This is a genomic window from Pedobacter aquae, assembly GCF_008195825.1.
In the GTDB taxonomy this organism is placed as follows: Bacteria; Bacteroidota; Bacteroidia; order Sphingobacteriales; family Sphingobacteriaceae; genus Pseudopedobacter; species Pseudopedobacter aquae.
Genome location: NZ_CP043329.1, coordinates 410,030 through 428,390, shown reverse-complemented (window position 1 = coordinate 428,390; position 18,361 = coordinate 410,030). Strand labels below are relative to the sequence as shown.

Sequence of the window (18,361 nt, the reverse complement as noted above, 5' to 3'; positions counted from 1 at the left end):
ATTTAGCGAACGATAGAAAATTCTATGTAAAAAAAGAACCCGGCTACATCACCAGCATAAGATATCTGGGAGAGGATTGACCGGGACTACAATACAAATGTAAATAATTTTTATGAACCGAGCTAGGTTACTAATAAAAATACTTTCAGAAGATAAAGTAAAACCTTATTTGTTAGCACATTATAACGATTTAGACAAAGCTCTCCTACATTTTAAAGCTAATATTGCTATTTCTGAATCATTTTTATAGACAAGATATATTGGAAATACTAACTTGGTTAGATGCTGATTTGAGGGAGTGGATAAAGGAAACTGATAGATGTGGGCAAATCTTAGAAGCACACAAAACTCTTATGAAATAAAAAGGTATACAGCCATTATCTGTCTGAAAAGTTTTTTTTCACCAAAGCAAATGAAAATTAATACCGCTACCAAGCCAGTTTATTAATAAAAGTTGGTGGTTTAGGGTATATAATTTTGCTATAGTTTCGTGAATTTTTGTATTAATTCTATATCTTTATCGCTAAAGTTAAATCTACCTTTTGATTATAGTGCCGAAGAGAAAATCAACATTTAACTTTCATAAAATCCTGAATTTAGAGGGAATATGCCTTATGCTATAACAGCTATTTGTTTATTAAAATAAAATATAAAAAGTCATTTTTACGATTTATTAAAAGAATGAAGCTATCAAATAAAAGAAATAAAAACTTCCGTAATACACCCAATATTGGGTGTATTACGGAAGTAAAACTATACATATATATAAGTTATGTGCAACCCTAAAAGACGACAGTGCAAACATTAAACATATAAAAAATGGACAGAAAAGATTTTCTAAAAACAGGACTTATACTTGGCGGAGCGACACTTGTTCCGACCGCTTCGGCATTTGCCCAAAACCTGACCGAGAACACTATTGACAAGTTGGTTGACAAGGACGGCAACTTTATTCATCAACCTTTGGCTTATACAAATAATCATTTGGAGCCATATATGGACGAAGAAACTTTGCATTTGCATTATACCTTTCATCACGGTGGAGCAGTAAAAGGGGCAAACAAAGACCAGCAGATGATTAGAAAGGCATTGGACGACAATAACCTTGAAACCGTTGACTTTTGGACAAAGAAATTGGCTTTTCATCTTTCATCGCATATACTTCATTCCATATTTTGGACTAACCTCACAAACAAAAAGAGCGACCCAAAAGGCGACTTGCTCAAACGTATTGAAAAAGATTTTGGCAGTTACGACAAACTGAAAATGTATCTCGCCAAGACTTCCAAAGACGTTGACGGAAATGGTTGGGGAATTTTAGGCTATCAACCTTACACCGACAAGTTGACAATTTTACAATGTGAAAACCACGAAAAATTGACGCAGTGGGGAGTTATTCCGTTGCTCGTAATTGACGTTTGGGAACATTCTTACTACCTCAAATACAAAAACAAAAGAGCTGACTTTGTGGACAATCTTTTTAACATTATCAATTGGGACAATTCAGCTTACAGATTAGAAAATGCCCTAAAACTTACGAAATAAACAAGAAAGAATGAATTTTAAAAGAACGATAATATTAGGCATAGCATTTCTAATTTCAACATTAACTTATGCCCAAGAACAAGAGAAAAAAATAGAAGAAAATCCAAAATGGGATATTGGTTTAGAAGGTATGTTAGGATTTGCAGTAGGTAAAGACTTTTACGCATTTAATGTAGGTGGTCCAAGCCTAATGTTAAGACTGAATAACAATTGGAAACTTGGTGTTGGTGCTTTACCATCTTTCTACATAAAGAACGGAAAGACAGGTGCTAAACTTGGAGTTGCCCCTCGAATTGACTATAAAAACTTCGCTTTAATTGCACCATTTTTCCATTTCGACAGCACAGACGAATGGGTTTGGTCAATTGGTTTAGGATATAGATTTCACAGGAAAGATAAAGCGAAATAAAGGGTATGCACATAATCGAGTAGACGGCTCTGCCAGAAACCTGACAGAGTGCGCCTCTCACACCACCGTATCCCGATGAAAAATCGGGACAGGCTGTACGGTTCTCGTATACGGCGGTTCGTAAACTGATGGGTTGAGTTTTGAATAAATCTCTAGCATGGGTATGTAGCCTTTTTGCTTTAACCGTTTAATAGTTATGGTCGTATTAAGGATTGGGCTTTGGGCTATTCGCCATCCTCCTTTTCTTGTCCTGCTCCATGCATAAGCATGGTCGGCATCTACTCCTAATCGTATCAGGTTTTTCCTTTTACGTTCCGGTTTCTTCCAGTCCGTCTGTACCCCTTACACAAAACATAGACTAGTTGCACCATCTCAGACACAGATGTAAGCATTAGCTGTAAAAGGTAATTAGCAAAATGTTAGTCTCAAAAACTTTGTGAATAGAACTATTTGTAATAACTTTGTAATTACATAAATAATAGTTATGGAAGTTTCAATCATTAAAATAGGAAATTCAAAGGGACTTAGATTAACCAAAACCATTTTAGAGAGGTATAACATCACTGATAAAATAGAATTAATCCTTGAAAAAGGACAAATCATTTTGCGCCCAATTTCTGAACCTCGTAAAGGCTGGAATAAAGCATTCCAAAAAATGCATGAAAATGGTGATGACCAGCTCCTAATGAATGATGTTTTTGAAGATGAAAACTTCGACGAATGGAAGTAAAACAGTACCAAATAGTTTTGGTTAATCTCGACCCAACTTTGGGTAGTGAAATACAAAAAACACGACCTTGTGTAATTATCTCACCAAATGAAATTAATGACAATCTAAGAACTGTTGTTATTGCACCAATGACTTCTACAAGCAGAAACTACCCAACCAGAGTAAAAGTTAAACACAATGGTCAAGAAGGTTGGATTGTATTTGATCAAATAAGAACAATAGATAAAATTCGTATTGTAAAAAAGTTTGGTTCGCTTACAGAAAAGGAAATACTCGAATGTAAACGTGTCATTAGAGAAACATTTGTTGACTAAAAGAAATCTTTTAACGCGTCTGACTTTATTCTTTTTTTAAGATGATATAGGAAGATAATGTTCCTATAGTTAAATCTGCAAAACGTTAAATTTCTCAAAAACCTCTTCCTATGATTTCAGAAAGAAACCATTTCTCTTTAAACAACAAGAGCGTTATAAAAAGATTGGTGATAAAATACCTTTTAAATACCCGCTGTTTTTGAAAATGAAGCTTGTTTCATCTTTGTAAAAGAAGGAGAAAGTATAGTCCAATATCCTACGGAGCATTTAAACATTCAGATTTCTGAAAGTGTGCTACTTAAGTACGGTACTTACTTCGCTATTTATTACCAAAAAAGGTTTGGGATTTATCAAAAATTATAAGCAAAAAATCAAAGAAAATAAATTGTAAATTTGCTAATATCATGATTAATAAAAAGCTTTACATAATAGCGGGCTGTAATGGGCAGGTAAAACAACTGCATCATTCACTATTTTGCCTGAAATTTTAAATTGTAAAGAATTTGTCAATGCTGATGAAATTGCAAAAGGATTATCTCCTTTTCAACCTGAAAAAGTTTCGTTTGAAGCAGGTCGAATCATGCTTAATAGAATTAATGAATTGCTATCTGAAAATGAAAACTTTGCATTCGAAACGACTTTATCGACTAAGAGCTATAAAGGTAAAATCATCGAAGCAAAAGAAAAGAGGTATAGCGTTTCATTATTGTTTTTTTGGCTTCAAAACGTTGACTTAGCTAAAGAACGTGTAAAAATAAGAGTTTCAGAAGGTGGCCACAATATTGAGCCTGCAATAATTGAAAGAAGATACTTCAGAGGAATTAAGAATTTGTTTGACATTTATCTTCCAATCGTTGACGGAGCTCTAATTTTTGATAATTCAGAAGGAAAACATGAACTCTTGGCAGATAAACAAATAGATGGAGTTCTAAATATCATCAATCAAAAAAAATTTAACCTTTTAAAAAATTACTATGACAACAATTGAAATTCAAATAGAGGAAAAAAACAAAATTCTTAAAGGACTGGAAAAAACATACGAAAAACTTTTAGAATTTAAGAAAACTAAAAACAGTGTTTTGGTAGTTTTACGTAACGATAAAATTGTCAAAATAAAGCCTGAAGACTCATAATATAAGCTAATAAACTCTTTTAATTTATTTTACTCTTCGAAGTCCTTTCAAACAAAGAGCTACAACACAAGATCATCTACTCCAAAATTTCATCATGAACATTACACTAAACCCACAAGTTGATAAATATTTAATAGATGGCTGTATGCGATGTAAATATGGCGCTACCCCGAAATGTAAAGTCAATCAGTGGAGAGAGGAGCTTGAATTGCTAAGACAAATTGTTTTAGAAACTGGCCTTAAAGAAGAAATAAAATGGGGAGCTCCAGTTTATACGCATCAAGGGAAAAATGTGATTCTGGTAAATGCCTTAAAAGAGTCGGCCAATATTGGCTTTTTTAAAGGTGCTTTACTGAGTGATAAGCATCAAATTTTACAACAACAGGGCAATGTTCAGGCAGCCAGAATCATCAGATTTAAGCAGGTAAACGAAATTGAAAAAGTACAAACCATTTTAACTACCTATATAAAAGAAGCCATCGCTTTAGAAGAAAGCGGACAAAAAGTAGAGCTTAACAAAAATCCAGAGCCTCTTCCGGAAGAATTGATAGAATCTTTTAAAGATGATAAAGCTTTTGAGAAAGCCTTTAATGCTTTAACACCGGGCAGACAAAGAGCTTATATCATCCATTTCTCTCAACCAAAACAAAGTCAAACACGCATGAGCCGAATTGAAAAATATAAAGCCCAAATTTTTAATGGTATAGGCTTGCATGACGAGTATAAAAACCGTTTGAAATAATACTTTTCATCCCAAATCATCTTATCAAGGATGCTTCCTAAACGTCCCAAAAATTAGAAGAACAATTTCATCCAACCCAAATTAAAAACTAATGATTTGCAATGGTTATCAAATATTTTAACTTACTTTGTATTTCAAAGTACTTTTAAAATAAAAAAATGAAATCTATTAAAACATCAAAACTTCATATGATGCCATTCATCACTTTAGCAATAGGCATATTACTCATGGTTTTCACCATTAGTGTTGAAGATGAACCAGGAGCCTTACCCCTATTTTTAGTATTGATAAGTTTAATTTGGCTAATCATCAATTGGTTTAAGGTGAGGAAAAAGCAAAATAATACTTAACAGAACGCAATTACTTATAAATTCCTAATTTGCGAGTCATGTTAGAGATCATTTATCAGGACGAAAATATTATTGCCATTAATAAACCTCATGGCTTGTTGGTTCATCAATCGCCCATTGCCAGAAATGCCGAAGAATTTGCACTACAACTTTTAAGAGATCAAATACAGCAACACGTATGGCCAGCCCATCGTTTAGATAGAAAAACCAGTGGCCTGCTTCTTTTTGCCCTGAACAAAGAAACCGATAGATTGATGCAGCAACAATTTATGGAGAATAAAGTGCAAAAAAAGTACCTGGCCGTATTACGTGGCCACAGCCCCGATGAACTTTTGATTAATTACCCTTTGAAAAAGGAAAATGGCACTTTACAAGATGCAATTACCCATTTTAAAACTTTAGCCCGAACAGAAATTCCACTTGCGGTGGGCAAACACCCAACATCCAGATATTCTTTGGTAGAAGCACAGCCGCAAACCGGACGTATGCACCAGTTGAGAAGGCATTTTGCCCATATTTTTCATCCCATTATTGGCGATAGGCCACATGGCTGTAATAAACAAAACAAGTTTTTTAAAGAGCATTTCCAAATGGAAAGTATGTTGCTACACGCTTCAGAATTAGAATTTTTTCATCCTTTGAGTAATGAAAAACTACATTTAAAAGCTGCTCTACAACCAGAATTTATAAGAATGTTAGCTATATTAAAAATAGAATATTCGAAATAAAAGTAAAAAACAGCCTTTATCATAATTTTTACGTGTTATAAAAGCTAAAACATGTTTTTTAATCATGGTTTTTATATTAATATCCAAAGCGAATTTCAAAAAGCCATATCTCTACAACATTTTTTAATATATTAGCTTTTGAAATTACACACAAACAGAATTAACTAACTAAACAAACATTTATGAATTTTAAAAAGCCGTTGGATGTGCTACTTGCTGAAGCAGCAGATACTGGTGAAGGAAGTTTAAAAAGAACCTTATCAAGCTTTAATCTTGTTGCTCTGGGTATTGGAGCTATCATTGGTGCTGGATTATTTTCATTAACAGGGATTGCAGCCGCTGAAAATGCTGGCCCGGCGGTAACTTTATCATTTGTATTGGCAGCAGTTGCTTGTGGTTTTGCAGGTTTATGTTATGCAGAGTTTGCCAGCATGATTCCGGTTGCAGGTTCTGCTTATACCTACTCTTACGCAACCATGGGTGAGTTTATGGCTTGGATCATTGGCTGGGATTTGGTTTTAGAATATGCTTTAGGCGCAGCCACAGTTTCTGTCTCTTGGTCTCGATATTTACTAGAGTTTCTCCATAAATACAATCTAGATTTACCGCATAAATTAATTGTATCTCCTTTTGAAACCTTAAAATTGGGCGATGGAACTGTAATTGAAGGCGGTTACATCAATTTACCAGCAATTTTTATTGTTTGTATGCTTTCTTTGGTACTTATGCGAGGCACTAAAGAGTCTGCAACCATGAATAACGTTTTGGTAATTGTTAAAGTTGCAGTGGTTTTAATGTTCATTACTTTAGGCTGGTCTCATATTAATCCTGATAACTACACCCCATACATACCAGAAAACACAGGTATTTACGAGCAATTTGGCTTTACGGGTATTGCTACTGGTGCTGCTGTTGTATTTTTCGCTTTCATAGGTTTTGATGCAGTATCTACCGCAGCACAAGAAGCTAAAAACCCACAAAAAGGAATGCCAATTGGTATATTAGGTTCGCTTATTGTATGTACAATTTTGTATGTATTATTTGCACACGTGATGACAGGCTTAGTAAATTATAAAGATTTTGCAGGCGATGCAAAACCAGCAGCTACAGCCTTCGCCGTAACCGGATATTCTTTCTTACAAGATGGTTTAATCATAGCTATTTTAGCGGGTTATACATCAGTTATCTTGGTGATGTTGATGGGGCAATCGAGGGTATTTTACACCATGTCTAAAGACGGATTACTCCCTAAATTCTTCAGCTCTATTCATACAAAATTTAACACCCCTTGGAAAACAAATTTATTTTTCATGGGCTTTGTAAGCATTTTTGCAGGCTTTGTACCAGTTTCTGATTTAGGCCACATGGTTTCTATAGGTACTTTATTTGCATTTGTTTTGGTATGTGTTGGTGTATTAGTGATGAGAAAATCATCACCAGATTTGCCAAGACCATTTAGAACACCTTGGGTACCTTTTGTGCCTATTGCTGGTATATTAGTTTGTGTTTACTTAATGTATTCTTTACCAGGCGAAAGCTGGATAAGACTTGCCATTTGGATGGCTTTAGGGGTAATCATTTACTTTACCTACAGCAAGAAAAATTCGGTAGTTAGAAAAAACTACGCCGATTCTTTAAAGCAATAAGCACACATAGTCATCTAAAAAATTTAACAGGTTGTCTCAAATTACCATTTTGTGTCAGGCTGAGCGGAGTCGAAGCCTTTTCTAAGCTTATCAGAGAACATTTCGACTCCGCTCAATGTGACAGATACTATTTTTGAGACAACCTTTTTGTTTATCAAAAAAACTTTTGTTATGAATAGCTTTTTCAACTTTAATGAGATTTTATCTGTAACGATGATTTTATTTGCCATCATTGATATATTAGGTTCTATTCCTGTTATTGTGCAGTTAAGACAAAAAGCAGGTCACATACAATCTGAAAAAGCAAGTTTAGTGGCTTTGGTGTTGATGATTATCTTCTTATTTGTTGGTGAAGCCTTACTAAAAGTTATTGGTTTAGACATCTCATCTTTCGCAATTGCTGGTTCTTTGGTAATCTTCTTTATCGCTATGGAGATGATTCTAGGCATCAATTTTTTTAAGGAAGAAATCCCGGAAACGGTATCTATTGTACCTTTAGCTTTCCCTTTAATTGCTGGGGCTGGCACCATGACTACCCTACTCTCTCTAAAATCAGAATATGCTACGCAAAATATTGTGGTAGGTATTGTGCTAAATATGCTATTTGTTTACATCATCCTCAAGAATACCTTGCGTTTAGAAAAACTATTTGGCACCACAGGTTTACATATTTTAAGAAAAGCTTTTGGTATTATTCTCTTAGCTATTGCGATAAAACTGTTTAGAACAAATACAGGTTTGTAAAATATCCGCTTAAGTGATTTTAATTTATGCCTTAACTAACCTAGCTACAAACATGGTATCGGCTTTATGTTGATAGCCTTTGATAAGTTCCTGACTTTCTACTTGCAATTTAAACGCTTCTTTTATCCAAGCAACCTGAGCTTCATTTTCTTCTTTAAAAACAGAACAGGTGATGTAAATAAGAGGCTTACCTGGCTTTAGATAGGCCATAACATTACGGATGATTTTCCGCTGCAAATCTTGAAAAAACTGTATGGTATGTTCTTCAAACTGATTAATCATTTCAGGCGTTCTTCCCCAAGTACCAGAACCACTACAAGGTGCATCTAAGATGATACCATCAAACTCGTAATCATGTAAGAATAAAGATTGGTCTAAGGTTAAATCAAGTACTTTTTTCTGATAGTTTCTGATACCTGCATGTAAAAAGCGTTCATCCAAATTATCTAAAATAGAAGCTCTTATATCAGAAACTAAAAGTTTAATATCAGGCTGTTGCTGATGTAAAAGCAACGATTTACCGCCAGATGCTGCACAGCAATCCCACCATTTATCCCATTTCTGTGGTTTAAAATAATTCCCTACTTGCTGCGAGGATAAATCTTGCACCTCATATAAACCTTTATCGGTAAATAAATGATCTAGCTTTGTACCGTTTGCCAAGGCATAAGTTTGTTCTCCCAAATGCTGAAAATTTAGACCAGCGTCTATTAAAGTCCCTGTAAAACGTTTTTCGGCACCTTTTCTAACTCTGATATATAAATCTGGCTGTACTAGAATTTTACTACAAAATAAAGTGGTGTCTACCCCTTCTGATAAATGATGATGAAAAGGAAAAATAGCCAAAACATCAAAATCAGAAAATTCTTGTTTCACCAAAGCAAGCTTTTCTTCAAGGGTTAAGTTGATAGAAACTTCCCATTCTGGTTTATAAAAAGCAATAAATGAATTGCTAAGGGTATTACAAAGAAAATCGGCAACAATTAAACGATTTATTAAAGTTTCCTGCTGAAGTGCATGGCCTAGCCTAAAATAATTGTAAATCAATCTGCTAGCTATTTTACGGTCTTTAGACCCCATTTGCTTATTTTGACGATAGTAAACCGCTAGAAAACGATGCAAAGGCTGGTCTTGTTGGTAACGAGCTAAAATTTGCTCTACCGTGGCCAATTGGTGAATAGCTTTCATTTATTTAACCTTCTTAAGCTGAAAATCCTGATACTTTAAAATCATTAAGCTATGGTTATAATAACCCCATTTAGCATCCTTCACAAAATCGAGTTGGTTGTGCAAACCTTCTAATGAAGTTTTAGTCAAGTCATCGGCGAAAGCCTTACCTTTTTATTCATTAAAGAAGCAAAATAATAAGCAATATCAAAACCTTTAATAGCATACTCGCTAGGCTCTAAACTATATTTAGCTCGGTATTTTGCTAAAAAATGCTCTACTCTGGGGGTTTTATAATCTACTTTATAAGATGAGGTAATATGCGTGTTAAGCTTTTGCATGGTTGCAGCATCTAAGAACTGTAGCTTTTCCCAACCTGGGTGACCAATAACAGCAATTTGAAAATTCGAGCTTAACTTCAATAATTCTTTGGTGATAGAAAGCAAGAAATTTCTATCTGTAGCAGGCAAAACAACTACATTTAAACCAACCGGATTCAAATGTTTATATACATGCTCATAACCAATGGCTTTTATACCAATTTCAGAAAATGTGGTTTGCTTAAGTAAGCTATCGCGATATTTCTTAAACGGAACGGCAAATTTAAACTCATCTGCTTGGCCACTTCTAATCATGACGATTTCTTAGGCTTTAAATCAGATTTGATGAAGTTTACTGCGCTTAAGGTATGTTGCTCTAAAGAATTGTTAACGGTAATTAAATAGGGATTGTTAAACTGCTCTGGCCCACTTGCAGCCAAGGGAGAAACCACCAACTTTTGCATATTCTTGCTATAAGTAGCAAAAGCTTTTATCCCGTTAGGAAAAATAGGCCCAACAATTAAATCAGAATTTTTGATACCCGCTTTAGCTGCTAGTATGGCAATATTAGCTGGGTCGTCTTTAGAATCGTAAACTTGTAATTTAAAGTTAGCTCCTAAATTATGAGCTACAGAATCTAGTCCCATTTTAAAGCCTTGGTAAAAATCAATAGCAATTTCTGCTTTGGCTATGTCTTTTAAACCCGCGGTTTTATAATTAATGCTGGTAAGTTCAAAAGGAAGAACCAGTGAAAGCACCATTTCTGGCTTTTCCACTGGTTTTTCTTCGGGTAATGTTTCTAATTTAGGCTTTGTTTTAACCTCTCTATCAGGTGCAGGCTCTATGCGTTCTACAACTTTAGGGGTGGTTTTTGGCGAACAAGCCGCCAAGAAAGCTAAAAATAGTAATCTATAAACCCTACTCCCACTCAATGGTAGCAGGCGGTTTAGAACTGATATCATACACTACCCGGTTTATACCTTTAACATTATTGATAATTTCATTAGATATTTTAGCTAATAGCTCGTAAGGTAAATGACTCCAATCGGCAGTCATACCATCTACAGATTCTACAGCTCTTAAACTTACAACGTTTTCGTAAGTTCTTTCGTCTCCCATAACCCCAACAGATTGTATAGGCAAGTAAATGGTTCCTGCTTGCCAAACTTTATCATACCAACCTGCTTTTTTTAGGTTTTCTATGTAGATGTAATCTGCTTCTTGTAAGATAGCTACTTTTTCTGGAGTAACTTCTCCTAATATTCTGATACCTAAACCTGGGCCCGGGAAAGGGTGCCTGTGTAAGATATTCTCTGGCAAACCTAATGCTTTACCAACTCTTCTAACTTCATCTTTAAATAATGATTTTAAAGGCTCAACTATTTTGAGCTTCATAAAATCTGGCAAACCACCCACGTTATGGTGAGATTTTATAGTTGCAGACGGACCACCATTTACCGATACTGATTCTATCACATCTGGATAAATAGTACCTTGTGCTAGCCATTTTACATCAGAAATCTGATGTGCTTCATCATCAAAAACCTCTATAAAAACTCTACCTATTGCTTTTCTTTTCTGCTCTGGATCTGTTAAACCAGTTAAGGCATCGTAAAATAATTGTTTAGCATTAACGCCTTTTACGTTTAAGCCCAAATCTTTATAAGATTCTAAAACAGATTCAAACTCATTCTTACGTAGTAAGCCATTATCAACAAAAATACAATGTAAATTTTTGCCAATAGCTTTATGCAAAAGCAATGCCGCAACAGATGAGTCTACCCCTCCTGATAAACCTAAAACTACTTTATCATCACCTAATTGGCTTTTTAAATCATCTATGGTAATATCCGCGAAAGCATGTGGGGTCCAATCTTGTGAGCAGCCACAAATATCTACCAAGAAGTTTTGCAATAATTGCTTACCATCTGTAGAATGGGTTACTTCTGGGTGAAATTGTATACCGTAAGTTTGCGTTCCTTTTACTTGGTAAGCAGCAACTTTAACGGTATCTGTACTAGCAATAACTTCAAAATTTGAAGGAATTTCTTTTATGGTATCTCCATGAGACATCCAAACCTGAGATTTGGAAGGGATACCATGCAGTAAAGGATTATTAGCATGAATATACTCCAGATTTGCTCTTCCGTATTCTCTAATTTCTGAGGCTACTACTTGTCCGCCAGAATGTTGCGCCATATACTGGGCACCATAACAAACGCCCAATATAGGCAGTTTATCATGAAATTGTTTGAAATCTACTTGTGGGGCATCGGCTTGTCTAACAGAAGATGGGCTACCTGATAGGATGACACCTTTTGTATATTCGTCAATTGCTGGAACCTTGTTAAAGGGGTGAATTTCGCAGTAAACATTTAGCTCTCTTACCCTACGGGCTATCAATTGGGTATATTGCGAGCCGAAATCTAGAATGAGGATTTTCTCTTGCATGCGCAAAGGTAAAAATTTAAAGCTTTGTAACTAGTAAATAAGGTAAATAAGTTTAGCTAAGCTTTGGTGGCTTACAGAATCTTATCTAGTTTGATGCTAATCTTAAATTTCCTATTTTGTATAAAATCTAAACAGCATGAAGAAATTTTCATCTATACTTTTAATAGCTTTTTTGCTATTAGCAGTAATAGTTTTAATCAATACGTTCACTTTTAAAAGCAAGCAAATTACTGTTGAACCGGCAGAATTTGTTAATGTACCGCAAAGTTGCATAGGCAATTTACAGAAAGCCATTCAGTTTAAAACCATTTCTTATGACCAAGCCAATTTAATAGATAGCGCTGCCTTTTTAGATTTTCATACTTTTTTAGCACAAGCTTACCCTTTAACTTTCTCTAAATTAAAACTAGAAAAAGTTAACGACTTAAGTCTGATTTTACACTGGCAAGGTAAAAACAAGGCATTACAACCTATCATTTTAATGGCTCACCAAGATGTTGTACCTGTTGAGAAAGCAACCAGAAAGAATTGGCATGCCGATCCATTTTCTGGAGCTTTAAAAGATAATTTTATTTACGGAAGAGGAACTATTGATGATAAAGGAAGCCTAATAGCTATTTTGGAAAGTGTTGAGCTTCTTTTAAAAGATAATTTCATCCCAGAAAACGATATTTATTTTGTGTTTGGCCACGATGAAGAAGTAACGGGCAAAAGAGGCGCAAAGGTTATTGCTAAATTATTTAAGCAAAGAGGTATAAAACCAGCTTTAGTTTTAGATGAAGGCGGTATCATTACCAATTATAAAGTGCCGGGTTTAAGCAAACCAGCTGCCGTTGTAGGTATTGCAGAAAAAGGCTATGTAAGTATTGATTTAAAAGCGAAAATTGCAGGTGGCCACTCTTCTATGCCCGAAAAACAAACCGCTATTGATGAGCTTGCCAAAGCCATTGTAAAACTTAAAGAAAACCAATTCCCTTTAGAACTAGGCCCTGTAACTAATCTTTTTATGGATTATGTTGGCCCAGAAATGCCTTTTGTAAGTAAGATGGCTATGGCTAACCGCTGGCTGTTTTCAGCTATCATTAAAAGTAATTACGAAAAAACTGCTGCCGGAAGCGCTACTTTAAGAACAACTACAGCTACTACCATTTTTAATGCTGGCTTAAAAGAGAATCTTATCCCAGGTGAGGCAAGTGCTACTATAAATTTTAGAACATTACCTGGGGTTGATACTTTGGCAGTCATCAATCATATTAAAAAAGTGATTAATAACCCCGAGATTGAAATTAGCTTAAGGCAAGGCAGTTCTGCAACAGCCCAAATTGCCAAGGTTAACGATAAAACTTTTGATTATTTACAAAAAACCATCAGTGCTTTTCAGGAAGATATTGTTGTAACGCCTTATTTGGTACTGGGCGCTACAGACAGTAGGTTCTTTGGCGATTTAACCACACAGGTATTTAGGTTTACCCCTTTTACAGATCCTGAAGGTTTTCATGGTGTGAATGAAAGAATAAAAGTGACGGAATTTAAAAGCGGGATAATTTTCTATTATAACTTTATTAAGAATTACCAATAAACCTACCCATTTCGGGTAGTGCATCATCTAAAACTTCATGATACTTTTGGTTCTCATTTTAAACAATACATCATGATTAAAAACTTATTTAAAACCGCACTATCTGTAGCTTTAGTACTAAGCTTATTTTCTTGTAAAAAAGACAATGATAACAACCAAGCACCAATTGTAAGTGTTATTTCAACTACTACAACTTACACATACTTTGGCTCGCAACCTTATTTCATTATTGATGCAGAAGCTTATGATAACGATGGTACTATTACTAAAGTTGAATTTTATAGAGGCACTACTTTAATAGCTACAGAAACCATTCCTGATAGCAGAAAAACATTGAACGCTAAAAACCGCATAACTATTTCAGCTACTGAAACTCCGATTGATTATTCTAGAAGATATTCTACATATGTGGAAGGCGCTCCTCTTGTTAATGGTGCTAATACCATTACTGCTAAGGCTTATGATGACAAAGCTAAAATCACTACGAGTGCAGCTGTTACTTTTACATTACAACAAGCAAGTATACCGATAGCAATATGAGGAAAATAATTTAAACTTAGCAAAAACAGGTTAAGTTGTTCATCACAACTTACCTGTTTTTATTTTTACTCGCTTAACTTCTCACAAACTACTCCAAACTTATTTAAAAAATCTACACCCTCGTCTGATGGTAAGCCTTTATATGCTGCATAAGAATCTCTAAAATATACATGCTTTATACCTGATGATAAGATTAATCTAGCACAGGCAATACAAGGTGATAAAGTGGTGTATAAAGTAGAATCTTGTATTTGTGTGCCGTTTTTAACAGCATATAAAATTGCATTTTCCTCGGCATGTAAAGCTAAAGAGCAACTGTTTCTAGAATCTCTAGGGCAACCCTCTTGTGGCCATTCTTCATCGCAATTATGCGTACCTGCCGGCGGCCCATTATAACCTATAGAAATAATACGTGTGTCTTTTGTAAGTACAGCCCCTACCTGATTTTTTACACAATGCGAACGCTTTGCTAAATCAGAAGCTAAATTCATGAATATAAAATCGAAACTTAGTTTCATATATGCTTTATGTTTCCTGCTTATTTATTTGATGTGCTAAAATAGTAATAAGCCTTAATCTTTACCGTTAATTTTTAGATTCTATTGCTTTGATGGTCAAAGACATTCCTAAATCTGTAGTTTATTCTTCATCTGCTTAAATTTATTTGAATTGTAACTAATGCAATTTTACAGCTAATTTTAACCAATAAAATTGCATATTCGCATAATAGCATCACATAAAGAACCTTTATTACATGTTAGAATTGATTATTTCGGGTATTGGGTTAGGGATAGTACTCTCTTTTGTAACAGGACCTGTGTTTTTTGCGCTGATTAAGACGAGTATTGAGAAGGGATTTCATGCAGGAGTTTCTTTGGCTTTAGGAGTTGTAGTTTCTGATGCCGTTTATGTGGCTGTAACTTTATTTGGTTCCTCTTTACTCAATTTTGAAAACCAATATCGTTTACCTATCGGGATATTAGGAAGTGCTATTCTTTTTGGGATAGGTCTGTATTATTTGCTTAAGAAAGTAAAAATCACCTACGAGCCCATTCCTTCTTCCAGAAAAAACGCTGGTTATTTCCTTAAAGGATTTTTATGTGCATTTTCAATCCTTTTATTTTATTGTATTGGATAAGTGTAACCAGTGGAATTTACTCTTTAAACGGAGAGCTTAAAAGTGAACAAATTCTACCCTTTTTTGGAACTATTTTAATTACCCTTTTTGGGATGGACACGCTAAAAGCCTATTTTGCTCATCGTTTAAGACATAAAATAAGAGAGCAAACTATCCAAAAAGTAAACAGGATAGCTGGCATTTTAATCATAACCTTTGCTTTGAAATTGGTTTATAACCTGATATTTACTGAAACTTTAATTTAATTACAAGCTGCTCGTTCCCGGATAGATATCGATATAATCTACCACCATACCGCCTTCGCAACTTGTCATATTTTGCAACCTAAAGTATTTCCGATTTCCTTTTCCATAAAAGGTTTGTTTCCCTTCTTTGATACAAGGTTTGCCCTTGTTAATACTACTCACTAACGTTTCTATCCTACCTTCAAACTCAAGCTCTTTTACACTTAAGCGTCTTATTTTACCTGCTATTTTGAGATAGTCTCCATTTTCATTGTTTTGGGTACCTGATATCAAATACCAACTATTAGCTATAGGAATTACCTTAACATAACCGGGTTTGTCCCAACTGATCCATTGTAAAGTAATGGGATGCTTTCCAGTCCTTAAAGCTTGTTTGTTTACTGTTATAGGTTTTAGAGCTTTCTTCAAGCTATCTTGAGTATTTAAAAGCTTTTTTAAACTATCATTTTCTCTTAATAGCAATTCGTATTTTGCTTTATCATCTTGCTTAATTTTATTTTCTGTACAAGCAGCAATCAACAAAACAAAAAATAATACAGTTGAAAATTTCTTTAATAGCATCATATCTCTGAAACTCATCAATTATGCCAATAAAAAAAGTCGGTTAGTGTTTTATTCCAACCGACTTTCTCAATATTATTTGATAGAAAACTATACGTATGCTCTGGCATTTTTACCTTCCATCCAGTTCATGAAAGCTCTGTTCACTACTTTATTTCCACCTGGCGTTGGATAATCTCCTGAGAAATACCAATCTCCTAAATGATTAGGACAAGCTTCATGTAAGTTTTCTAGCGTTTGATAAATGACTTCTACTTTAGCACCAATTTCTGGTGGTGTAATAATTTGAGCAATTTTAGCTGAGATTTCCTCTGGTGTAAAAGGCGCATATATCTCTTTCACATGGTTAATAACCTCTTCTTTAGGAACATTGGCCTGCGCTTTGCATTTAGCGTAAACATCATGTATCAATTGTTCCATCCCTCTTTCTTTTAAGAGCTTTATAGCTGCTTCAAAGGCCACAAACTCTCCCATCCTACTCATATCTATACCGTAACAATCTGGGTATCTAATTTGTGGTGCCGATGATACAATAACAATTTTAACAGGCCCTAGTCTATCAAAAATTCTTAAGATACTTTGTTTTAAAGTTGTGCCTCTTACAATAGAATCATCTAAAGCTACAAGGGTATCAACATCACGTTTTATTAAACCGTAAGTGGTATCGTAAACATGAGAAACCATATCGCTTCTATCTGCATCTTGCGTAATAAAAGTACGCATCTTTACATCCTTGATAGCTAGTTTTTCTACTCTTGGTGTAGTCTTTAAAATCCTATCTAATTCTTCATCAGTAAGGTTATGACGACTATGCACCAAAGCATCTCTTTGTATTTTACGGTTGTAGGTATGCAAACCTTCTACCATACCATAAAAAGCTACTTCTGCTGTATTTGGGATGTAAGAGAATACGGTATGCTCTAAATCGTGGTTAACATGCTCTAAAATTTTATCACATAATAGCTGACCTAGTTTTTTACGCTCTTTATAAATATCAGCATCGCTACCTCTAGAGAAATAAATACGCTCAAAAGAGCATGATTTTTTTTCTACAGGCTCTGTAAACATTTCTTCTGTTACAGTACCGTCTTTTTTGATGATTAAAGCATGGCCTGGTTGTATTTCTTTAACCTGACCAATTTTTATATTGAAAGCTGTTTGCAATGCCGGTCTTTCTGATGCTGCAACAACAATCTCATCATCCTGATAATAAAACGCTGGTCGTATACCTGCTGGGTCTCTTAAAATAAAAGCATCACCATGACCAAAAATTCCGCTGATGGTATAACCACCATCCCAAGTTTTAGCAGATTTTCTTAAGATTTTACCTACATCAAGATGCTGAGCTATTAAACGAGAAATTTCAGCATTATCAAGTCCATCTTTTTTGAAATGGTCAAAAAGCTCCTGATTTTCATCATCTAAGAAGTGACCTATTTTTTCAAGAACGGTAACTGTATCTGCTTGCTCTTTTGGATGTTGCCCTAAATCGTACAATTGCTGCAATAGTTCATCAACATTTGTCATGTTGAAGTTACCTGCAATAACCAAATTACGTGTCATCCAGTTGTTTTGACGCAAAAAAGGATGGCAAGCTTCCACACTGTTATTACCATGTGTACCATAGCGCAAATGCCCTAATAATACTTCTCCGGTAAAACTGATATGTTCTTTTAACCAATTAGCATCTTTCAATAAAGCTGGATTTTCTTTCTCTACAGCAGCAAATTTCTTCATCACGTAAGAGAAAATATCTTGAACAGCATTTTTCTCCATAGAGCGATACCTACTGATATACCTATTACCTGGCTTAATATCCAGTTTAATGGTGGCAATACCAGCGCCATCTTGTCCGCGGTTGTGCTGTTTCTCCATCAGCAAATACAGCTTGTTTAAGCCATAAAGTGATGTTCCATACTTCTCCTGATAAAATGATAATGGTTTAAGTAGGCGGATGAATGCAATTCCGCATTCGTGTTTAATAGAGTCGCTCATCTAAGCTATTTGATAAGTGTGCAA

Annotated in this window: 20 protein-coding genes and 1 pseudogene; 14 read left to right on the top strand and 7 right to left on the bottom strand. The window is 34.8% G+C overall.

Annotation, left to right across the window (positions count from 1 at the left end):
• Nucleotides 1–819 precede the first annotated feature (819 nt).
• From FYC62_RS01995 to FYC62_RS01945, 11 genes are all read left to right on the top strand, one after another.
• Nucleotides 820–1,545 carry a superoxide dismutase gene (locus tag FYC62_RS01995; RefSeq protein WP_039455209.1) on the top strand — a complete coding sequence of 242 codons (726 nt, stop codon included), beginning with the start codon at nt 820–822 and terminating at the stop codon, nt 1,543–1,545.
• A 10-nt stretch (nt 1,546–1,555) separates the two neighbouring features.
• On the top strand, nt 1,556–1,954 hold the full coding sequence (locus FYC62_RS01990) for a hypothetical protein (RefSeq protein WP_052177066.1): 399 nt from the start codon (nt 1,556–1,558) through the stop codon (nt 1,952–1,954).
• Nucleotides 1,955–2,438: 484 nt separating this feature from the next.
• Nucleotides 2,439–2,684, top strand: coding sequence for an AbrB/MazE/SpoVT family DNA-binding domain-containing protein (locus FYC62_RS01980; RefSeq protein ID WP_039450462.1), 246 nt, complete (start codon nt 2,439–2,441; stop codon nt 2,682–2,684).
• Nucleotides 2,675–2,998, top strand: coding sequence for a type II toxin-antitoxin system PemK/MazF family toxin (locus FYC62_RS01975; RefSeq protein WP_039450458.1), 324 nt, complete (start codon nt 2,675–2,677; stop codon nt 2,996–2,998). The genes FYC62_RS01980 and FYC62_RS01975 overlap by 10 nt, the downstream gene beginning before the upstream one ends.
• 475 nt (nt 2,999–3,473) lie before the next feature.
• Nucleotides 3,474–3,986 carry a zeta toxin gene (locus tag FYC62_RS01970; RefSeq protein WP_237612910.1) on the top strand — a complete coding sequence of 171 codons (513 nt, stop codon included), beginning with the start codon at nt 3,474–3,476 and terminating at the stop codon, nt 3,984–3,986.
• Nucleotides 3,973–4,131 (top strand): hypothetical protein, encoded by a 159-nt coding sequence (locus tag FYC62_RS16985; protein WP_168199349.1) that lies wholly within the window; start codon nt 3,973–3,975, stop codon nt 4,129–4,131. The genes FYC62_RS01970 and FYC62_RS16985 overlap by 14 nt, the downstream gene beginning before the upstream one ends.
• Before the next feature lie 94 nt (nt 4,132–4,225).
• Entirely contained in the window at nt 4,226–4,873 is a 648-nt protein-coding gene (locus FYC62_RS01965; protein ID WP_149073724.1) for a YdeI/OmpD-associated family protein, read from the top strand.
• Between the two features lie 158 nt (nt 4,874–5,031).
• Complete coding sequence (locus tag FYC62_RS01960; RefSeq protein ID WP_149073723.1) at nt 5,032–5,223, top strand: hypothetical protein; 192 nt, start codon at nt 5,032–5,034, stop codon at nt 5,221–5,223.
• Nucleotides 5,224–5,261: 38 nt separating this feature from the next.
• Complete coding sequence (locus FYC62_RS01955) at nt 5,262–5,951, top strand: pseudouridine synthase (RefSeq protein WP_149073722.1); 690 nt, start codon at nt 5,262–5,264, stop codon at nt 5,949–5,951.
• 182 nt (nt 5,952–6,133) lie between these two features.
• The gene (locus FYC62_RS01950) at nt 6,134–7,597 is read left to right on the top strand and encodes an amino acid permease (RefSeq protein ID WP_149073721.1); all 1,464 of its coding nucleotides are present in this window, start codon (nt 6,134–6,136) and stop codon (nt 7,595–7,597) included.
• Between the two features lie 171 nt (nt 7,598–7,768).
• Nucleotides 7,769–8,341 carry a MarC family protein gene (locus tag FYC62_RS01945; protein ID WP_039450447.1) on the top strand — a complete coding sequence of 191 codons (573 nt, stop codon included), beginning with the start codon at nt 7,769–7,771 and terminating at the stop codon, nt 8,339–8,341.
• Between the two features lie 24 nt (nt 8,342–8,365).
• Here FYC62_RS01945 and FYC62_RS01940 read toward each other — a convergent pair whose 3' ends face one another.
• The 4 genes from FYC62_RS01940 to guaA all read right to left on the bottom strand — a co-directional run bounded on the left by FYC62_RS01940 (nt 8,366) and on the right by guaA (nt 12,279).
• Nucleotides 8,366–9,529: an RsmB/NOP family class I SAM-dependent RNA methyltransferase gene (locus FYC62_RS01940; RefSeq protein WP_149073720.1), complete on the bottom strand. Its 1,164-nt coding sequence runs from the start codon at nt 9,527–9,529 to the stop codon at nt 8,366–8,368.
• A 125-nt stretch (nt 9,530–9,654) separates the two neighbouring features.
• Nucleotides 9,655–10,143, bottom strand: coding sequence for a type 1 periplasmic-binding domain-containing protein (locus FYC62_RS17390; protein WP_240534785.1), 489 nt, complete (start codon nt 10,141–10,143; stop codon nt 9,655–9,657).
• The gene (locus FYC62_RS17385; protein WP_240534784.1) at nt 10,140–10,790 is read right to left on the bottom strand and encodes an ABC transporter substrate-binding protein; all 651 of its coding nucleotides are present in this window, start codon (nt 10,788–10,790) and stop codon (nt 10,140–10,142) included. The genes FYC62_RS17390 and FYC62_RS17385 overlap by 4 nt, the downstream gene beginning before the upstream one ends.
• Nucleotides 10,747–12,279: a glutamine-hydrolyzing GMP synthase gene (gene guaA, locus FYC62_RS01930; RefSeq protein ID WP_149073719.1), complete on the bottom strand. Its 1,533-nt coding sequence runs from the start codon at nt 12,277–12,279 to the stop codon at nt 10,747–10,749. Before guaA ends, FYC62_RS17385 begins: the two co-directional genes overlap by 44 nt.
• A 136-nt stretch (nt 12,280–12,415) precedes the next feature.
• Here guaA and FYC62_RS01925 point away from each other — a divergent pair, with 136 nt between their 5' ends.
• Nucleotides 12,416–13,858: a M20/M25/M40 family metallo-hydrolase gene (locus FYC62_RS01925; RefSeq protein ID WP_149073718.1), complete on the top strand. Its 1,443-nt coding sequence runs from the start codon at nt 12,416–12,418 to the stop codon at nt 13,856–13,858.
• Nucleotides 13,859–13,930: 72 nt separating this feature from the next.
• On the top strand, nt 13,931–14,398 hold the full coding sequence (locus FYC62_RS01920) for a hypothetical protein (protein WP_149073717.1): 468 nt from the start codon (nt 13,931–13,933) through the stop codon (nt 14,396–14,398).
• Nucleotides 14,399–14,463: 65 nt separating this feature from the next.
• Here the strand turns inward: FYC62_RS01920 and FYC62_RS01915 are convergent, their stop codons facing one another.
• Nucleotides 14,464–14,916 (bottom strand): deoxycytidylate deaminase, encoded by a 453-nt coding sequence (locus FYC62_RS01915; RefSeq protein ID WP_240534783.1) that lies wholly within the window; start codon nt 14,914–14,916, stop codon nt 14,464–14,466.
• A gap of 236 nt (nt 14,917–15,152) precedes the next feature.
• Here FYC62_RS01915 and FYC62_RS01910 point away from each other — a divergent pair.
• Nucleotides 15,153–15,781: pseudogene (locus FYC62_RS01910) on the top strand (LysE family translocator).
• Here FYC62_RS01910 and FYC62_RS01905 read toward each other — a convergent pair.
• Nucleotides 15,782–16,360, bottom strand: coding sequence for a hypothetical protein (locus tag FYC62_RS01905; RefSeq protein WP_149073716.1), 579 nt, complete (start codon nt 16,358–16,360; stop codon nt 15,782–15,784). It lies immediately after the preceding pseudogene.
• Between the two features lie 72 nt (nt 16,361–16,432).
• Entirely contained in the window at nt 16,433–18,337 is a 1,905-nt protein-coding gene (locus tag FYC62_RS01900) for an amidophosphoribosyltransferase (protein ID WP_149073715.1), read from the bottom strand.
• Between the last annotated feature and the right edge of the window lie 24 nt (nt 18,338–18,361).